Here is a 16,638-nt window from a genome sequence, read left to right as displayed (position 1 = left end):
CCGCGCACCGTGTAGACGCGGATCGTCATGCTGACCCCGGGGTCACGCTCTCGCTCGGGGGTTGTAGTTTGCGACATGTCGACGCTCCTAGTCAGTGTTGATCACGCCCCGGGACCGTTCGCGCGGTCGCCGGGGTATTTCGCGTCAACTGTCCGTCTTGGTACGGCTGCTGACTTCCCGCCTGTGGGTATCCCCGTCATGGGTAGGCTGAGCGCCAGCCGAGCGCAGCACACTGTCATCAGCAGCACGACGGGACGCCTCATGACCGGTTACGTACCGCCGACCGCGCTTCCGCGCGCGCTCTTGGAGCGGGCGGAAATGAGAGCTGCGATCAGGGCGCACGACTTCGGCACGGTGTTCCGTCTCGCTCGCCGTGACGCAGGGATCAGTTATTCGAAGATCGCCGCCGAGTGCGACATCAAGCCGGAGCGCGTCGGGTTGCTGGCACGCGGGCACGGCAGTGTGACCACCTTCGAGAAGGTCGCCCGGATTGCCGACGCCCTTCGTATCCCCGGAGCCCTGCTCGGTCTCGCCCCGCGCGAGTGGGAGGAGCCGCCGACAGTGCACGGCGCACTTCCTCGGCCTCGATACCCGACCACTACCGATGGATACGGAGACGGAGACGGAGACGAAGTGCGGCGTAGGGAGTTCTTCAAGTCATCGGCCGGGGTTGGGCTCGCCGTGGGATTGCCTGACCTTTGTCGCCCTCAGGCGGGCCGCCGAGTCGGAAGCGACTTTCCCGCGCGTCTGCGGGAGCGCACCACGCGACTACGTCGCCTGGACGACGTGCTCGGAGGCGGGGACACATACCGTGTCTACCTGGGCGAATACCAGGCCACCAAAGCTCTGATCCGCGACGCCACGTGCAGCGAAGGGACATACAAGGCACTGCTTTCCGTACTCTCCGAACAGGCACAGCAAGCCGGTTGGGCAGCCTTCGACTGCGGCAGGCAGGCCGATGCGACGGGGCTGTACGAAGCAAGCCATACGGCTGCCGTAGAGGCCGAGGACACCGCGCTGGCCGGCAACGCCCTCGCCTTCCTCGCCTACCAGACGGTCAGCGGCGACCGACAGGCCGGCATAGAGACAGCTGCCCGCTCGTGTGCGACTGCGGGACCTGACGCTGCGCCCGGGGTGCGCGCACTGCTTCAGGAACGCCTGGCCTGGGCCTACGCGGTGGCGGGACTCGCTACGGAAACAGAACGCGCCCTCGCTGCCGCAGAGTCCGCCCTTGCGGAGATCGACGACGCGCCGCAGCCGGACTGGGTGGCGTGGGTCGACCGGAACGAACTGAGCATCATGACCGGCCGGTGCTGGACGGAACTACGGCGTCCCCTCCGCGCGGTCCCGGCCCTGGAGACAGCCCTGGCGGAGTACGACGACGCGCACGCACGGGACAAGAGCCTGTACATGTCGTGGCTCGCCGACTCCTACATGGCTGCCGGGGAGATCGAGCAGGCGGCCACTGTGACGAGCCGCGCCCTCGACCTCTCAGCCGGGGTGGCGTCTGTCCGGCCACGGGAGCGACTTGCGCCCGTCCTGCGACGACTTGGTGGTCATCGAGCACTTCCGGAGGTGGCTGAGGTACTGGAGAAGGCGCAAGCCTGACAGTCACTCAGCGGGCATGGGCCCAGACCCAAGGGTCGCGGTTACCCATCGCAGGTAGGCATCCGACCCGGCCACGATCGGCACCGCCAGGATCTCCGGGTTCTTCCACGGGTGGCGCGCCATGAGGTGCGCCTCAAGTTCGGCGTACCTGTCGGCTCGGGTCTTCAGGAGGAGTTGCCATTCCTCACCGATCCCGAACTCACCCTCATGCCAGAACACGGAGCCGACTGGCCCGACGATCTGCGCCCCGGCCGCCAAACGGCCGGTCACCACCGACCGAGCGAGCTCTACCGCCTGTTCACGCGTCTCGGTTGCCGTCGAGACCTGCACGAAGTCAGCCATATAGGCGAGAGTATCCCTCACCGCCGACGAAGCGCGTGAGTTTCCGGCCGCCGCCCGCGGCCACCGGTTGCAGCCTCTGTTCGAACTCGCTCTGCACACCGGACTCCGCAAGGGCGAACTCCTCGGCCTACGCTGGGAAGACCTCGACCTGGCCGGCGGAACCGCCAGCATCCGACGCACCCTCCAACGCACCAACCTCAGCGGCCTGACCGCCCTCCCGACCGAGACCAAGAGCTCCGAACGGCGCATCGCTCTGCCGACGCGGTGCCTGCGCTCCCTCGAACAGCACCGCGACCGCCAATTCCAGGAACGCGAAGTGGCGGGGACGGGCTGGAAGGACAGCGGCTACGTCTTCACCCGCCCCGACGGCGTACCGGTCGAAGGATCCACCCTCACCCGCCACTTCAACGCCCTGCTCCGCCGGGCAAAGCTCCGCCGCATCCGGTTCCATGACCTCCGACACTCAGCGGCCACCCTCCTTCTGGAACCGGGAGTGGAACTCGTCGTGATCAAGGAACTGTTGGGCCACGCCCACATCGGCGTCACCGCTACCGTCTACGCCCACGTCCGGCTCCGTCTCCAGCGCGACGCCATCGACCTCCTCGGCCACGCCCTCCACAACCCCGCCGAGATCACCGGCACGCCCGACGACGGCGACGAACCACCGCTCTGCGCGGCCCCCGTCCGCTGACGTTGCCGTCAACTACCGGTACTGGCCCCCGATGGACTCGCGGAACCGCCGCACCTCAGAGATGGTCGTCAACCACTCAGAAATTTGGTTCCCGTCCTCGTCAACCAAACTCCGAGCCTCCACATACCGCCAAGGCTCTTGCGGATTGAACTCTTCTTCGAGGCCATCCAGGAAGATGATCGAATTTTGCACGTGGACAGATTCTCCTTCCCGATAAATGGGCCAGCAGAAGATGAAGTTAGCGGTCTCCGGATCCGTGATCGAAGAGATGAGGCACGAGGTCGAATTGTCGCTCGCCTCAAGCTCCCTCAGGGCTCTCTCCCAACTTCGAGAGTAGTCAGCCACCGTCCAGAAGCTCAGGTCCATCGGGAATGATTCTGAGAAATCCCCGACCGTGACCCTACCGGCGGCCTCGGAAGGCGACGAGACGCCACCCTCCGAGGCGGGATCACCGATCACTTCGATCGCGAATCGGTTATTCCTTGAGATAGTTGAGGTCTGGGTCATAAGTACCGATCCGTTGGCCCTTGCGGTTGAACATCTTCCATCCGTCCGACACATTATGCCCGTCAACATCTGGCGTGATGTAGTTCTTCCCGTTCGAGAAGACGACCTGTCCATGCGAATTGAACGGAGCCTTCTGCGCAGGGATTCTCGTCCTGTACCCAAGGGCCCCCGCCCTGTCCCCTACGGTTCCGGCGTACAACTCCCGGTTCTGCGCTCTTCGCGCGGCTACCGAGTCCGGATGATACGGATCACCCTTGAGCGCCGGGGAAGACGTGTACCCCTCAGGAAGATCACAGTCGCTGTTGTGAACGAGAACCGGCGTCTGACCAGCGAGTACATAGTACGTGTGCAGGTCGTCAACGGTGAGGTTGTACGTACGAGCATGCTTGGTGAAGGGACGGTTCCCGGTGACGATGACGGTACCGCCGTCGTCGGTGAGCAGCGTCATGCCCGGCGCGAGGTCGCCGTCCGCCGGCCCGAACGTGCTCTACGTCCGGGTCGTCGACCAGGCGGGCAACGTCTCCCAGCCCACGAAGTACCTCTTCTACGTCACCCCACGCGACCAGGCGGACGCCCCCATGGACTTCACCGGCGACAAGCTCGCCGACATGATGGTCGTCACCGCGGCCGGCGACCTGGGCATGTACTCCTCCCGGGCCGACGTCAAGGACCTGACGAAGGAGACCGGTGATCTCAACGAGAACTCGATGCCGGGTGCCTACTGGGCCAACCGGGCCAAGGACCCCAACGGCGACGACGGCCTGCCGCCCTACTCCTCTCCGGGGCACGGTCACTTCATGGGCGCGCTGATCACCCACAACGGTGACATCTACGGGGGCGACGGACTCCAGGACCTCGTCGTCCGCAAGGACGACAGGCTGTGGGTCTACCCCGGAGACGGGTACGGCGCCGTCAACATCGACAAACGCGTCGAGATCCTGCTGCCCAGCGGTGCGCCGAGCCCCGAGACCTTCACCCAGATCATCTCCGCGGGTGACGCGACCGGCGACACCCGGCCCGACTTCTTCGCCACCATCGGCGACGAGCTGTGGGCCTTCACGGGCTACCACGGGGCGACCATCGACCAGGCCATCCGGCTCTCGGCGACCGGTTGGACCGGGCGCGACATCGTCACCGCCCAGGACGTCAGCGGGGACGGCGTGATGGACCTCATCTACCGCGAGGACAGCGCGTCCGTGCTGAGGCTCCGCAAGGGCAACGCGGCCACGGGCGGCGGGGTCAACCTGGCCTCCCTCGCCAGCAGCAACGCCTCGTCCGGCGGCACCGACACCGAGTACGCCCCCGCCGGCTGGAACGTCACCAACATGCCCCACCTGCTCGGCATCCCGGACTCCAACGGCGACAACATCCCCGACCTCTGGGCCGTACGCGCGGACGGCACCGTCCGCTTCTACGCCGGTGGCAGGGCGACGTTGGCGCCCGTCGCGGGGAGAGAGGTGATCCCGGCGAAGAGCTACTGGCAGAACCGGATCACCATCGGCTGATCATCTGAGGGTCCCGTTTCCGCAGGAGACGGGGCCCTCGGGCGTGCCGGGCCGGACACACGATCGGGTGACGCAGTACGAAGAGGACATGTCCGTTCCCTCCGGCCTACGATGATGGCCTCGACACCAGCCCCCAGGAGGCACGCGATGTCCGCAGCATCCGTCGAGCGGCCCCACGGCGACCGTCCGCTGATCGCGGAAGCGAACCGTCTCATGGAGCGCAACCCGGGCTACCGCGTCGAGATCATCGGAGGCCTGATCCTCGTGTCCCCGCCCCCGGACGCCCCGCACGCCGACGCCCTGACCAGTCTCACCGTCCCCTTTCTCGCAGCAGGGCTGCACGGGGCCGAAACACGTGTGCTACAGGGGATCGGGCTGTGGCTCCCCACAGGCGCCGAGGACTATGCGGTCCCCGACCTGGCAGTGGTGGACGGCGACTACCGGGACCGCCTGGTTGAAAACGGCTGCTACGAACCGGTCTGTTTCCGCCTCGTCCTGGAGGTCACCTCCAGCAACTGGAAAGCCGACCTGCAGACCAAAGTCGCTGCGTACGCCGATGTCAGAGTACCCGTCTACGTCGTGGTCGACCGCAAGCACCAGCGCCTCCACGTGCTCACCGACCCCGAGGGCAGCACGTACGCGACCCACCGCATCCACGCCCCCGGCGAAGCCGTCACCCTCCCCGACTCCATCGGCGCCAAGGTGACCCTCGACGTAGCGGAGATCCTCGACGCCGGACAGTCGAAGCGAACTCCCTGATTTCGGCCTCGGGACAGGTCTGTCAGGCCCAGCAGCCGTTGACCGTGGCCGCCAGGCCGTCCATGGCGTCCTTGATGTCGGCGGCGTTGGCGGTGGAGCCGTTCTCGATGAAGGAGAACACCTTCCACTTGCCGTCCTTGCCCACCGTCAGGCCGCTCAGGGCGATGGCCCCGGTGAGCGTGCCGGTCTTGGCCTGCACCTTGCCGACCGCGCACTTGGAGTTGGCGTCGTCGAAGCGCCCCCACTCCGGGCCGAGGGTGCTGCCGGCCTCGCCGGAGACGGGCAGACCGTCGCGGATGGAGCCGAGAACACCCTCGTAGCGGGGGTCCGTCAGCAGGTCGAGGATCTGCGCGAGGGTCGCCGCCGGGATGCGGTTGGCGCGGGACAGCCCGCTGCCGTCGTAGATCTCGAAGTTGGCGAGGGAGACGCCGTAGCGCTCGCTCAGTACCTGGCGCACGACCGCGGTGCCGTCGTCGAAGGTCGCCTGGCGGCCGGCGCCGAGGGCGGTCATCCGCAGCAGCGACTCGGCCATGTTGTTGTCGCTGACCTTGATCATGGTGTGCACGTAGTCCGACAGCGGCGCGGAGGTGTGCTGCGCCACGGGGACGTCGGTGCTGCTGGCCGTGGCGCGGGTGACGGAGCCGGTGACGGTGACGCCGGCCGCGGTGAGCTGCCGCGCGAAGGCTCCTCCGGCGTCCGTCGAGGTGTCGTTCACCAGGTGCCCGTCGACGACGAGCGCCCGCACCGGGGAGACCGAGTCGGGGTAGTAGCCGGTGTTCCAGCCGTTCGCCAGCGTGGGCTCGGGGAACAGACTGTCGTCGACGGCGACCTTCACCGAGGTCAGCCCGGCCGCCTTGAGCCCGGCGACCGCGGTCTTGGCCAGCTCGGTCAGGTCCGCGGTGGTGAGGGTGCGGTCGCCGCCGCCGACCAGGGTGAGGGTGCCGTTGCCGTACACGACCTTGGTGGTGAAGCGGTGCTCCGGGCCGAGGATCGTGAGCGCGGCGGTCGCGGTGGCGAGCTTGGTGTTGGAGGCGGGCATCAGCGCGGTGTCCGCGTTGTGGCCCCACAAGGTGGTGTTCGTCTCCGCGTCGAGCACCACACCGCTCACGTTGGTGCCGAGCCGCTGGTCGAGGACCCGCTTCTCGAGGTTGGCGATCAGCTGCTCGTCGTCGAGGTTGAGCGTGGCGTCCTTGGCGGTGGTGCCGATGCCCTCGTCGGCGGCGAAGGCGGAGGGGCCGGTGAAGGCCACCGAGACGACGGGCACGGCCATCGCGAGCACGATCGCGCGCCGCATCCCGTTCCCGCCCTGCTTCACCTTGCGGTGCCGGCGACTGCCGCCCGGGGCGAACGTGGGAACAGGGCTTTCGACGCTCATGTCGCTCATGTCGCTCATAAAGGTTTCGTGGACTTTCTTGTGGGGCCAGGCAAGGGAATTGGCCGCACGATAGCAGCGCCGCAAGGGCCCCGCGGGTGACTGAATTCGTGTCAGGGGAGACGGCGTGAGGGAACTGGCCGTAATTCGGAATGAATGTCCCAGTGGACCTCTTTCATCCTCTGCAGTCGCAGGTCAGCAGGGTGTGGACTGCTTGGACGACGGTGCCGACGCGGCGGGAGTACGTGGGCGTCGTCACATCCGGATCTGTACGTTCAGGGCAGGACGCTGCCCCGGCGGGACGTCCCACTCGGGCAAGGCTGCCGGGTACACACGCCCCACCCGGCCTCCGAGGTTTCCGCCGACCACACCCTTAACCTGACGCCATGTCAGATCACGAGTCGTACGAGCTGCTCGGTTTCGACAACGTGCTGCTGCCCGTCGGTGACCTCGCCGAGGCGGTCGCCTTCTACCAGCGCGCCGGGTTCGGGATCACCGCCCGGCTCGACGAGGCCGGGATCGCCGTACTGCGGGTCGGGCCCGAGACGCCGGGGCTGTTGCTGCGGGTCGAGGAGGCGCTCGGTCACCGGCCGCCGCCCTGGGCCTCGCCCCGGGTGTGGCTGGAGGTGCCGGACGCCAAGGCGGCGGCCCGGGCCCTGAACGCGGCCGGCGTCACCCCGCTCGACGCCCCGGTGTCCGTGGCCACGGGCTGGACCGTCGAGATCGCCGACCCGTGGGGCAACGTCATCGGCTTCACCGACTACCGGAAGCGGCCGGAACTCGCCCGCTCCTGAGTCCACTCAACGTCACCCACCCAACCCCGGCTACCACTTGAACGTGTTCAAAAACAGGTCTACAGTCATCCCCGTAAGCACTTTTGAACGCGTTCAACTCGTTCAGTGAGCACGGGGACAAGGACGAAGACATGGACCTCACAGTCGTCGCGTACGTCATCTATCTGCTGGTCAGCGTCGCGCTGACCGTCTGGGTCGCGCGGACCCTCAGCGCCAACGGGCGGGTTTTTCTCGCCGATGTGCTGCGCGGGAACGAGAAGCTCGCCGAAGCCGTCAACCATCTGCTCGTCGTCGGCTTCTATCTCGTCAACCTCGGTTTCGTCGCCCTCTATCTGAGCGGCGACGGGGACATCGGCAGCACCCGGGAGGTCTTCGAGGCCCTCTCGACCAAGCTCGGCGTCGTGCTGCTGGTGCTCGGTGTCATGCACCTCGGGAACGTGTTCGTGCTCAGCAAGATCCGTCGGCGGGGTGTCATGGAGCGGGAGCAGGTGCCGCCCGTCGCGCCGCAGGGCTGGGTCGCCCCCACGGCCGGGGCGTGAGAGCGATGAGCCACCTGAACGCGGCGGGGTCGGGGGACACCGCCGCCCGAGCGGACCGGGATGCCACGGGGGGCGTCCCGGTCCGCCGGCTCACCGTGTTGTACGACGCCGACTGCGAGCTGTGCACGTTTGTGCGGGAGTGGCTCGGACGGCAGCCTCAACTGGTGCCGTTGGTGCTGGTTCCGGCCGGGTCCGAGCGGGCCCGCGCACTCTTCCCCACCCTCGACCACTCCGCCACCCTCGCCGACATCACCGTCATCGGGGACGGAGGGCAGCTCTACCGGGGCGCCGGTGCCTGGGTCGTCGTCCTGTGGGCCCTGCGTGAGCACCGGCCGCTCGCCCATCGGCTCAGCACTCCGGCCGGCGCCCGGGTCGCCAAGGGTGCCGCCCTGGCCGCCGCCAAGTGGCGCGGGGCGCGGAAGGACGACAACGGGCGCGGCCGGCAGGTGTACCGGCGGGCCGACGGATGGTCGTACGACCCCAGCCTCGGGTGGACCCACACGCCGCCCGCCTGTGACAGCGGCGCCTGCTCCACTGGTTAGGCTCCTTCACGTGCCAGCAGCAGCCAAAGACAGCCCCAGCCCCAGCCCCGGCTCCGGTCCCGGTTCCTCCGGCCCCGGCGCCAAGAGCGAGCAGACTCGTGCGCTCATCCTGGAGACGGCCATGCGGCTGTTCAAGGAGCGGGGGTACGACAGGACGACCATGCGGGCCATCGCTCAGGAGGCCGGGGTCTCCGTCGGCAACGCCTACTACTACTTCGCCGGCAAGGAGCACCTGATCCAGGGCTTCTACGACCAGCTCGCCCGCGAGTACCAGGTGGCCGCGCGGGAAGTCCTGGGCAGGGAGACGGAGTTGGAGGCCCGGCTCGCCGGGGTGTACCGGGCCTGGCTCGATGTGTCCGCGCCCTACCACGAGTTCGCGGTGCAGTTCTTCAAGACCGCCGCCGATCCGAACAGTCCGCTCAGCCCCTTCTCCGCCGAGTCGGAGCACGCGCGCGTGCAGGCCATCGACGTGCACCGGGAAGTGCTCGCCGGGTCGAAGGCCAAGGTGCCGGAGGAACTCAGGGACGTACTGCCGGAGTTGATGTGGCTGTCCCAGATGGGCCTGGTCATGTACTGGATCTACGACCGTACGGAGGGCCGTGAGCGCACCTACCGGCTTGCCGGGCGCGGCGCTCGGCTCACCGCGCGCGGGGTGGCCCTGGCCCGTTTTCGCGTGCTGCGGCCGCTCGTGCGTGAAGTCCACGATCTGTTCAGCGACTTCCTGCCGGGGATGACCAACGCCCTTCCCGAGGAGAAAGTTGAGGAGCCCGGGAAGGGCGATCAGGTCAAGTAGGCGCCGGGCGAGGTCGGTTCGGCGTCCGTCAGATCCAGTCGAGGTTCCAGAGGCGGAAGACTCCGGTGCCGTCGGACAGGTTCTGGCCGCCGCCGACGTCCTCGCTGCTGACGACGTACTCCTTGCGCTGCCACAGCGGGATGACGGGCACGTCCTCGGCGACCTGTTCCTGGACCTGGTCGAAGTCCTGGGCGGCGCGGGTGCGGTCGGCGTATCCGCGGCTGTCCCGGATCAGCCTGTCGACCCTCTTGCTGCCGTATCCGTTCTTCATGCTGTTGTCGCTGCCGACGAGCGGTCCGCTGAAGGTGTCCGGGTCGGGGAAGTCGGCGACCCAGCCGACGGCGTAGGCGTCCAACTTCCCCGCCGCGTACCGCTTTTGGTAGTCGGTCCACTCATAGCCCCGGACGCTGACCTTGAACAGGCCGCCCGTCTCCAGCTGCCGCTTGAGCAGGGCCGCCTCGTCGGCGGCGGCGCCGCGCCCCTCGGCGTAGCCGTAGGTGAAGCGCACCGGGAGCTGTACGCCGGCCTCGGTGAGCAGGGCGCGTGCCCGGGTGACGCTGGGCTTGGGGTAGTGGTCGAAGAACGAGGTGGTGTGGCCGGTGATGCCTGCCGGGATCAGTGAGTAGAGGGGGTCGGCCGTCCCCTCGTACACCGTGGCGGCGAGTTGTTCGCGGTTGACCAGCCAGGCCAGGGCCTGGCGGACGCGCGGGTCGTGGAGGGGGGAGCTCGCGCGGACGTTGAGGACGAGGTTGCGGGTCTCGGCGCTGTCGGCCTCGATGACCCGTTGGCCCGGGTCGCTGGGCGAGAGGCCCGCGAGGACCTTGGGCGGCAGCTGGCGGGCGGCGACGTCGATCTGCTTCGCGTTCCAGGCCTTGTCGAGGGCCGGCGGGTCGGCGTAGTAGCGCAGGCGGATGGGGCGGCCGGTGTTCTCCACGGCGCCCTCGTAGTTCGCGTTGGGCTCGAGGACCGCCTGCTTGTCCTTCGTGTACGTCTTCAGGACGTACGGTCCGGTGCCGTCGGCGCGGTAGTCCTTGCGCAGGCCGCCCTTCGGGTAGCGCTCGCGGTCGACGATCGCACCGGCCCCGGTGGCCACCTTGAACGGGAAGGTGGCGTCGGGTGAGTTGAGGTGGAAGGTGACCGTCAGGTCCTTGGCGTCGACCGAGCCGAGGGTGCCGAGCAGGGATGCGGGGCCGACGTCGGAGTTGATGCGCTTGACGCGGTCGAAGGAGTACTTCACGTCCTCGGCGGTCATCTTCCGGCCGCTCGGGAAGGTGAGGTCGTCGCGCAGGACACAGACGTAGGTGCGCAGGTCGGAGCCCTTGAACGCGCAGCTCTTCGCCGCGTCGGGGACGGGGGCGGCGCCGTTCGGCTTGTAGGTCAGCAGTGACTGGAAGACGTTGCTGAACAGGGCCCAGGAGCCGGCGTCGTAGGCGCCGGCCGGGTCCAGGGAGGTGACGGCGTCGGTGGTGCCGACGGTGATGGTCTTGCCGTAGTCGGTCCGCGACGGCATGAGCTGCCAGGCGACCGCGCCCGCGGCGGCGACAATGAGCAGCGCCGCGAGAATCCGTATGCGTACCGAGCGCATCGGTGTGCCCTCCCCAGGCCCCCTGCACAGGCGACTCCCCCTGTGGCGTTGATCACCTAACCACAGGTGTTTCGCGTGACGGAAGGGGGTTCCGGCGAGATGGGAAAGACGTTACCGATGTGAGGTACCGGCCGGTTTCAGCGCGTGCTCAGCTCGTGCTCAACGCTGCCCGCACCGAACGCTCCAGAGTGCCCGCAATCGCCCAACTCGCCCCGCCGTCAAGGCGTTTCCAGGCGACCGTGGGCCGACAGACGATGGCGGCGACGGTCCTGCCCTCGGCAACGGTGATGTCTATGGACACCTGGACCCGGGGCCCGTACGGCGCCTGACAGATCAGGGCGACCTTGCCGTGGCCCAGCTCCTGCACCTCGGCGACCACCGGGGTCCGCGCCAGCTTGATGGCGTGCAGCGCGCTGTCGGCCAACTGGAACGGAGTGGCGCCCGGCGAGTCGGCGGTGACCCGGCGGACCGCGGGCAGCCGTGCCGCCGCCGGGTCCAGCGACAGCCCGTAGTGGGAGGCCGTGCGAACGGCGGTGACCGTGTCCGGCACAGGCACGACCAGGAGGAAGGCGGCACCGCAGGTCAGCCCGGCGAGCACGCTCTGTCCGAGCGCGGACGCGAGCGGCACCCCGTCCGCCACCAGCAGCACCGCGAGGATGACACCGCCGACGGCCAGGGCGATCAGCCCGGCGGCGGGCGCGACCCGACGGACCACCGCCGCCCAGTACGTGATCAGCTGACGCGGCACCGAATCGTGCGTGCGGGTCATGCGGTCGACGCCAACTGCACGACGGTGATGTCCGACGGCGCCCCGACCCGCGTCGGCGGGCCCCACGCGCCCGCACCCCGGGAGACGTACAACTGCGTGTCCCCGTACCGCTCCAGGCCCGCGAGGGTGGGGTTGGCGAGGTCGGCGATGAAGTTGCCGGGCCACAGCTGGCCGCCGTGGGTGTGGCCGGAGAGCTGGAGGTCCACGCCGTGTTCGACGGCGTCGTGGATCTGCACCGGCTGGTGGGCCAGCAGCACACTCGCCCGGGACGTGTCCCGGTCGCCGAGCGCCTTGGCGAAGTCGGGGCCCTGGCCCTCGCTCTCGCCGGCGATGTCGTTGACGCCCGCGAGGTCGAAGGCGGGCAGTTCGACGCGCGCGTTCTCCAGCGGGCGCAGACCGAGCCGCCGTACCTCCTCGACCCACTGTTCGGCGCCGGAGAAGTACTCGTGGTTCCCGGTCACGAAGAACGCGCCGTGCCGCGCCCGGAGCCCGGCGAGCGGCGCGGCTGCCGGACCGAGGTCCTTCACACTGCCGTCGACCAGGTCGCCGACGACCGCGATCAGGTCGGGCTGGGTGGAGTTGATCGTGTCGACGACCTTCTGCGCGAACCCCCGGCCGAGGACCGGCCCGAGGTGGATGTCGCTGACGACGGCGATCCTGAACCCGTGGGCGCCGCGCGGGAGTTTGGCCAGCGGCACGGTGACGCGCTTCACGCGGGGGCCGCGTACGACGCCGTATGTGCCGTAGCCGACGGTCCCGGCCGCGATGGTCGCCGCCGCGCCCGCCACCGCGCGGGAGACGAACAGACGCCGGGAGGGGGCGGCGAGGAGGCGGGGGGAGGAGGCGGGGGTGTCCAGGGAGTTCGGAGCAGGAGCGTCCGCCGGCGGGTCCGGGGTCTCCGACGCGCCCGCCGGTACGGTTTCCGTCTTCCGGAGCAGGACCGGCGGTACCGGCGGCGCGGTCTGTACGGGTGCCTCGGCGGGGGCGCGCCGTTCCAGGAACCGTCGCAGCAGTGGCCGTACGGCCTCGCCCGCGATCAGGGCCAGGCCCAGATAGATGAACAGGGCCAGCCACAGGAAGCCCGGCCAGGCCAGGGTGCGCTGGAGCCAGAAGGGCGCGCCGGTCCGCTCGGCGACCAGGGCCGCGATCATCATGACGGGCAGGGCGACGATCGCCACCGTGCCGACGCGACGGGCCGGGCCGGGGCCCGCGGTCGTGTCGCGCACCAGGCGGCGCCAGACATACCAGTGCAGCCCTACGAGGGTGGCGACCGCGGCGAGGGCGGCGAGCACAAAGACGATGACCATGTGGGTGTGTCCCCCGTTATGAGGTCTGGCGTTATGAGGTCTGGCGCAAAGCGCGCAGTCCGCGCAACCCGATGCTGCCGACGATCGTCCCCAGTACGAAGGAAACGACCGCGAGCACCAGATGCACCCAGAAGTACGCCGTGGGAGTGCCCGCGTCGTCGAACGCGAGTCCGCTGCCGTCCTTGACCAGATTCTTGATGAAAGTGACCCAGATGAACCAGCTCCACACCCCGAAGGCGAGCAGGAACCAGGAGACGGGACGGCTGAGCTTCATGGGTTCAGTATCGCCAACCGGTACTGGGTCCGGTCGCCGGGGTGGGGAGAGGCACATCGGTGCCGGGTGCGGGGGTGGTACGACTTCACGGGCCACTACATGTACGTTCTCCGTCGTGTCCGCCTCCAAAAAGACCGCCAAGCGAACCCTGCTGGTCACCTCCGCCACCCTGCTGTCCGCCGCGCTGACCGCGCCCGTACCGGCGTTCGCGGCCCCCAGGCCGACACCGAGCGCCAAGCCGACCCCGAGCGCCACGCCGAGCACCACGCCGACGGCGACTCCCCCGGCGAACATGTCGACCGTGGGCGGGCCGCGGCTCGGGCAGGCGGGGACGCAGGTGAACCTCGCCGAGGGCGTGCCGGTGATTCCGAAGGACGTCACCGCCCGCTCCTGGATCGTGTCGGACGCCGAGTCCGGTGACGTCCTCGCCGCGCACAACGCGCACTGGCGGCTGCCTCCGGCGAGCACGCTGAAGATGCTGTTCGCCGACACCGTGCTGCCGAAGTTCCCGAGGACGCTGAAGCACAAGGTCACGCCCGCCGAGCTGGCGGACGTCGGCGCCGGTTCCAGCATGGTCGGCATCAAGGAGAAGGAGACGTACACGGTCCACGACCTGTGGCTCGGCGTCTTCCTGCGGTCCGGCAACGACGCGGTGCACGTGCTGTCACACATGAACGGTGGCGTCGCGGCCACGGTCAAGGAGATGAACGAGCACGCCGAGGAGCTCCAGGCCCTCGACACGAACGTGGTCAGCCCCGACGGCTACGACGAGCGGGGGCAGGTGTCGTCCGCGTACGACCTGACGCTGTTCGCGCGCTCCGGGCTGCAGAAGAAGGACTTCCGCGAGTACTGCTCGACCGTGTCGGCCAAGTTCCCGGGCGAGTGGAAGAAGAGCAAGCAGGGCAAGTGGGTGCGCGGAACCTTCGAGATCCAGAACACCAACCGGCTGCTCGCCGGCGACTCGGACGTCTCCGTGTACCAGGGCATCGCGGGCGTGAAGAACGGCAACACCACCAACGCGGGCGCGACCTTCACGGGTGTCGCCGAGCGGGGCGGCAAGGTGTTGCTGGTCACGGTCATGAACCCGGAGAAGACCGAGCACAACGAGGTCTACAAGGAGACCGCACGGCTGCTCGACTGGGGGTTCAGGGCCGCCGGGAAGGTGAAGCCGGTGGGTGAGCTGGTCGCGCCCAAGGGGACCGCGGGGTCCGACGCCTCGCCGGGGGCAGCCGGGGGCACCGACACCGGGGGCGGGTCGGGCGCCGACTCCGGTGAGGCGGGGGGCGGTGAGGCGGGGGATCCCGGGAAGGCGGGTGCGTCCGCGTCGCCGGTCGCCAACGCCTCGTCCGAGGTGGATCCGGACGGTCGGGGGATGGGGGTCGCGCTGGGGATCGCCGGTGGGGTGGTGGTGCTGCTGGCGGGGGGTGCGTTTCTGGTCAATCGGCGGTGGCCGTTGCCGGAGTTGGTGCGGCGGAAGCGGTGAGATGAGGTGGGGCGGTCCTCTCGTCCTCAATCGCCGGACGGGCTGGATGAGCCGGGCGACGCCTCTGGGATCGCCGAGGGCGTCGCCGTCCAGCTCGCGCAGAACAGTACGAGTCTGGATGTGAAGTTGATCCAGAGGAGCAGGGCCACCGGGACGCCGAACGCGCCGTACATGCTCTTTCCCGCCACGTCCTGCAGATAGCTGCTGAGCAGCAGCTTCAGCAGTTCGAAGCCCGCCGCGCCGATCAACGCGGCGACGAACAGGCGCCGCCGGGTCGGTTCCACGCCGGGCAGCAGGGTGAGGACGTACAGGAGGACCAGGAAGTCGGCGAGGACCGCGACGGCGAACGCGGCCAGGCGCAGCAGGACCGCGCCCCAGCCGGCCTCGTCGATGCCGAGCCCGCGCGCCGCCCAGCCGATCGCCGCCGAGGCGACGGTGGACGCGCCGATCGTGACCAGGACCGCGCCGCCGAGCCCGACCAGCACACCGGTGTCCTTGACCTTGCGCAGGACGGGGTTGCCCTCGTCCTCGGGCACCTCCCACACCGCCCGCAGACACTCGCGCATCGAGCCGACCCAGCCGATGCCGGTGAACAGGAGTACGGCGCCCGCGATCACCCCGATCGTGCCCGCGTTCTGGACGAGACTGTCGATGTTCAGCTGCTCGGAGATACCGGGCACCTGTTCGGAGATCTTGTCCTCGAGTTCGGCCTGCCGTCCGGTGCTGAGCGTGGCGGCGGCGATCGCGGCGGCCAGGGTGAGCAGCGGGAACAGGGCCACGAAGCTGATGAAGGTCATCGCGGCGGCCAGTCGCGACCACTTCACACGGTCGAGCCGCTCGTACGACCGCCAGATGTGCGTGGTCATCAGACGGACGACGACCGGGCCGATGCCGGGGAGCTTCTTCAGCCAGTCCATGGAGAACTTGTACCCCGTAAACGCCGTACCGTGGTGGTCGGTTGGGCCTGGTCCTGACTGGTTCTACCTGGTGGGAAGGGGGCCGCGCACCACATGGGCCGCCTGCGGCGGTACGACGGGCCCGCCGAAGGTGAAGTCGCGCAGCTTGCGCCACACCGCGTCGGCTCCCTGCTCGTAGAGCGCGAAGCCGGTGCAGGGCCACTCGGCCTCGTAGTCGGCGAGTTCGGCGAAGGCCCGGTCCATCGCCTCTTCGGAGATGCTGTGGGCGACCGTCACATGCGGGTGGTACGGGAACTGCAGTTCGCGTGCGATCGGGCCCGAGGCGTCACGGACCTGCTTCTGCAGCCAGGTGCAGGTGTCGGCGCCCTCGACGATCTTGACGAACACGACGGGGGACAGTGGCCGGAAGGTGCCGGTCCCGGAGAGCCGCATCGGGAACGGCCGGCCCGCGCCTGCCACCTCGACCAGGTGGGCCTCGATGGCGGGCAGCGCCGTGGAGTCGACCTCCGTGGGCGGCAAGAGAGTGACGTGGGTGGGGATGCCGTGTGCGGCGGCGTCACCGAAGTCCGCACGCCGCTGCTGGAGCAGGCTGCCGTGTGGCTCCGGGACCGAGATCGACACACCGATCGTTACGGTCCCCACGTCGTCTCCTGTTCGTCGGCTCGCTGTGAGCAGGTCGTGCTGGTCTTGCGGTCTTGCTCGTGGTGCTCGTGGTGCTGGTGGTGCTCGTGGTGCTCGTCTTGCTGGTGGTGCTCGTCTTGCTGGTGGTGCGGTGCTGCTGGTCGTGCGGTGTTGCTCATATGGGCTGTTGCTCGTACCGGTCGGCTATCGACTGTACGGGCACGGCGGGT

General features: G+C 68.8%; 18 protein-coding genes and 2 pseudogenes. 9 read left to right on the top strand and 11 right to left on the bottom strand.

Features of this window, described 5'->3' with window-relative positions:
• Positions 1-786 precede the first annotated feature (786 nt).
• Positions 787-1,608, top strand: coding sequence for an XRE family transcriptional regulator (locus ABZ855_RS10175; RefSeq protein WP_360803910.1), 822 nt, complete (start codon positions 787-789; stop codon positions 1,606-1,608).
• 3 nt (positions 1,609-1,611) lie between these two features.
• Here ABZ855_RS10175 and cutA read toward each other — a convergent pair whose 3' ends face one another.
• Positions 1,612-1,950 carry a divalent-cation tolerance protein CutA gene (cutA, locus tag ABZ855_RS10170; protein WP_360803907.1) on the bottom strand — a complete coding sequence of 113 codons (339 nt, stop codon included), beginning with the start codon at positions 1,948-1,950 and terminating at the stop codon, positions 1,612-1,614.
• Between the two features lie 16 nt (positions 1,951-1,966).
• Between cutA and ABZ855_RS10165 the strand changes: the two are divergent.
• Positions 1,967-2,641, top strand: a pseudogene (locus ABZ855_RS10165) (site-specific integrase); the annotation flags it as partial.
• Positions 2,642-2,653: 12 nt separating this feature from the next.
• On the opposite strand, the gene ABZ855_RS10160 reads toward ABZ855_RS10165, so the two are convergent.
• On the bottom strand, positions 2,654-3,148 hold the full coding sequence (locus ABZ855_RS10160) for a hypothetical protein (RefSeq protein ID WP_360803904.1): 495 nt from the start codon (positions 3,146-3,148) through the stop codon (positions 2,654-2,656).
• Positions 3,117-3,596, bottom strand: coding sequence for a toxin C-terminal domain-containing protein (locus tag ABZ855_RS10155; protein WP_360803901.1), 480 nt, complete (start codon positions 3,594-3,596; stop codon positions 3,117-3,119). Before ABZ855_RS10155 ends, ABZ855_RS10160 begins: the two co-directional genes overlap by 32 nt.
• On the opposite strand from ABZ855_RS10155, the pseudogene ABZ855_RS10150 reads away from it, so the two are divergent.
• Both ABZ855_RS10150 and ABZ855_RS10145 read left to right on the top strand, forming a co-directional pair.
• Positions 3,577-4,653, top strand: a pseudogene (locus ABZ855_RS10150) (hypothetical protein); the annotation flags it as partial. The gene ABZ855_RS10155 and the pseudogene ABZ855_RS10150 sit on opposite strands and share 20 nt — an antisense overlap.
• 147 nt (positions 4,654-4,800) lie before the next feature.
• Entirely contained in the window at positions 4,801-5,412 is a 612-nt protein-coding gene (locus tag ABZ855_RS10145; protein ID WP_360803898.1) for a Uma2 family endonuclease, read from the top strand.
• Between the two features lie 22 nt (positions 5,413-5,434).
• On the opposite strand, the gene dacB is transcribed toward ABZ855_RS10145, so the two are convergent.
• Positions 5,435-6,796 carry a D-alanyl-D-alanine carboxypeptidase/D-alanyl-D-alanine-endopeptidase gene (gene dacB, locus ABZ855_RS10140; protein WP_360804198.1) on the bottom strand — a complete coding sequence of 454 codons (1,362 nt, stop codon included), beginning with the start codon at positions 6,794-6,796 and terminating at the stop codon, positions 5,435-5,437.
• 374 nt (positions 6,797-7,170) lie between these two features.
• Here dacB and ABZ855_RS10135 point away from each other — a divergent pair, with 374 nt between their 5' ends.
• The 4 genes from ABZ855_RS10135 to ABZ855_RS10120 all read left to right on the top strand — a co-directional run bounded on the left by ABZ855_RS10135 (position 7,171) and on the right by ABZ855_RS10120 (position 9,452).
• Positions 7,171-7,578, top strand: a complete 408-nt coding sequence (locus tag ABZ855_RS10135) for a VOC family protein (protein WP_360803895.1) — start codon at positions 7,171-7,173, stop codon at positions 7,576-7,578.
• Positions 7,579-7,709: 131 nt separating this feature from the next.
• Positions 7,710-8,117: a hypothetical protein gene (locus tag ABZ855_RS10130; protein ID WP_319214007.1), complete on the top strand. Its 408-nt coding sequence runs from the start codon at positions 7,710-7,712 to the stop codon at positions 8,115-8,117.
• Positions 8,118-8,122: 5 nt separating this feature from the next.
• Complete coding sequence (locus ABZ855_RS10125; RefSeq protein WP_360803891.1) at positions 8,123-8,659, top strand: DCC1-like thiol-disulfide oxidoreductase family protein; 537 nt, start codon at positions 8,123-8,125, stop codon at positions 8,657-8,659.
• Between the two features lie 10 nt (positions 8,660-8,669).
• Positions 8,670-9,452 carry a TetR family transcriptional regulator gene (locus ABZ855_RS10120; protein WP_360803888.1) on the top strand — a complete coding sequence of 261 codons (783 nt, stop codon included), beginning with the start codon at positions 8,670-8,672 and terminating at the stop codon, positions 9,450-9,452.
• Positions 9,453-9,480: 28 nt separating this feature from the next.
• Here the strand turns inward: ABZ855_RS10120 and ABZ855_RS10115 are convergent, their stop codons facing one another.
• The 4 genes from ABZ855_RS10115 to ABZ855_RS10100 form a co-directional block, all read right to left on the bottom strand.
• Positions 9,481-11,037 (bottom strand): ABC transporter substrate-binding protein, encoded by a 1,557-nt coding sequence (locus ABZ855_RS10115; protein WP_360803885.1) that lies wholly within the window; start codon positions 11,035-11,037, stop codon positions 9,481-9,483.
• Between the two features lie 148 nt (positions 11,038-11,185).
• A complete protein-coding gene (locus ABZ855_RS10110) occupies positions 11,186-11,806 on the bottom strand; it encodes a hypothetical protein (RefSeq protein ID WP_360803882.1) in 621 nt (206 codons plus the stop codon).
• Complete coding sequence (locus ABZ855_RS10105) at positions 11,803-13,113, bottom strand: metallophosphoesterase (RefSeq protein WP_360803879.1); 1,311 nt, start codon at positions 13,111-13,113, stop codon at positions 11,803-11,805. The genes ABZ855_RS10110 and ABZ855_RS10105 overlap by 4 nt, the downstream gene beginning before the upstream one ends.
• A gap of 31 nt (positions 13,114-13,144) precedes the next feature.
• Positions 13,145-13,387, bottom strand: a complete 243-nt coding sequence (locus ABZ855_RS10100; protein WP_319214016.1) for an SCO4848 family membrane protein — start codon at positions 13,385-13,387, stop codon at positions 13,145-13,147.
• A 115-nt stretch (positions 13,388-13,502) separates the two neighbouring features.
• Between ABZ855_RS10100 and ABZ855_RS10095 the strand changes: the two genes are divergently transcribed.
• Entirely contained in the window at positions 13,503-14,870 is a 1,368-nt protein-coding gene (locus tag ABZ855_RS10095; RefSeq protein WP_360803875.1) for a D-alanyl-D-alanine carboxypeptidase, read from the top strand.
• A 26-nt stretch (positions 14,871-14,896) separates the two neighbouring features.
• Here the strand turns inward: ABZ855_RS10095 and ABZ855_RS10090 are convergent, their stop codons facing one another.
• The 3 genes from ABZ855_RS10090 to ABZ855_RS10080 all read right to left on the bottom strand — a co-directional run bounded on the left by ABZ855_RS10090 (position 14,897) and on the right by ABZ855_RS10080 (position 16,587).
• Positions 14,897-15,787: a YihY/virulence factor BrkB family protein gene (locus ABZ855_RS10090; protein WP_360803872.1), complete on the bottom strand. Its 891-nt coding sequence runs from the start codon at positions 15,785-15,787 to the stop codon at positions 14,897-14,899.
• Positions 15,788-15,850: 63 nt separating this feature from the next.
• Complete coding sequence (locus tag ABZ855_RS10085; protein WP_360803869.1) at positions 15,851-16,429, bottom strand: 2'-5' RNA ligase family protein; 579 nt, start codon at positions 16,427-16,429, stop codon at positions 15,851-15,853.
• Positions 16,417-16,587, bottom strand: coding sequence for a hypothetical protein (locus tag ABZ855_RS10080; protein ID WP_360803866.1), 171 nt, complete (start codon positions 16,585-16,587; stop codon positions 16,417-16,419). Before ABZ855_RS10080 ends, ABZ855_RS10085 begins: the two co-directional genes overlap by 13 nt.
• Positions 16,588-16,638 lie beyond the last annotated feature (51 nt).

The sequence above is a fragment of the Streptomyces sp. NPDC047042 genome (genome assembly GCF_040644035.1).
GTDB lineage: Bacteria > Actinomycetota > Actinomycetes > Streptomycetales > Streptomycetaceae > Streptomyces.
The sequence above is the reverse complement of the archived record's forward strand: the minus strand, read 5'-3'. Positions and strand labels throughout refer to the sequence as shown.

Bases quoted from the DNA above. Each gene is read 5' to 3' on its own strand.
- ABZ855_RS10110 (WP_360803882.1), bottom strand. From the start codon at position 11,806: ATGACCCGCACGCACGATTCGGTGCCGCGTCAGCTGATCACGTACTGG.
- ABZ855_RS10090 (WP_360803872.1), bottom strand. From the start codon at position 15,787: ATGGACTGGCTGAAGAAGCTCCCCGGCATCGGCCCGGTCGTCGTCCGT.
- ABZ855_RS10115 (WP_360803885.1), bottom strand. From the start codon at position 11,037: ATGCGCTCGGTACGCATACGGATTCTCGCGGCGCTGCTCATTGTCGCC.
- ABZ855_RS10160 (WP_360803904.1), bottom strand. From the start codon at position 3,148: ATGACCCAGACCTCAACTATCTCAAGGAATAACCGATTCGCGATCGAA.
- ABZ855_RS10135 (WP_360803895.1), top strand. From the start codon at position 7,171: ATGTCAGATCACGAGTCGTACGAGCTGCTCGGTTTCGACAACGTGCTG.
- ABZ855_RS10130 (WP_319214007.1), top strand. From the start codon at position 7,710: ATGGACCTCACAGTCGTCGCGTACGTCATCTATCTGCTGGTCAGCGTC.
- ABZ855_RS10155 (WP_360803901.1), bottom strand. From the start codon at position 3,596: ATGACGCTGCTCACCGACGACGGCGGTACCGTCATCGTCACCGGGAAC.
- ABZ855_RS10145 (WP_360803898.1), top strand. From the start codon at position 4,801: ATGTCCGCAGCATCCGTCGAGCGGCCCCACGGCGACCGTCCGCTGATC.
- cutA (WP_360803907.1), bottom strand. From the start codon at position 1,950: ATGGCTGACTTCGTGCAGGTCTCGACGGCAACCGAGACGCGTGAACAG.
- ABZ855_RS10080 (WP_360803866.1), bottom strand. From the start codon at position 16,587: ATGAGCAACACCGCACGACCAGCAGCACCGCACCACCAGCAAGACGAG.
- ABZ855_RS10100 (WP_319214016.1), bottom strand. From the start codon at position 13,387: ATGAAGCTCAGCCGTCCCGTCTCCTGGTTCCTGCTCGCCTTCGGGGTG.
- dacB (WP_360804198.1), bottom strand. From the start codon at position 6,796: ATGAGCGACATGAGCGTCGAAAGCCCTGTTCCCACGTTCGCCCCGGGC.
- ABZ855_RS10125 (WP_360803891.1), top strand. From the start codon at position 8,123: ATGAGCCACCTGAACGCGGCGGGGTCGGGGGACACCGCCGCCCGAGCG.
- ABZ855_RS10105 (WP_360803879.1), bottom strand. From the start codon at position 13,113: ATGGTCATCGTCTTTGTGCTCGCCGCCCTCGCCGCGGTCGCCACCCTC.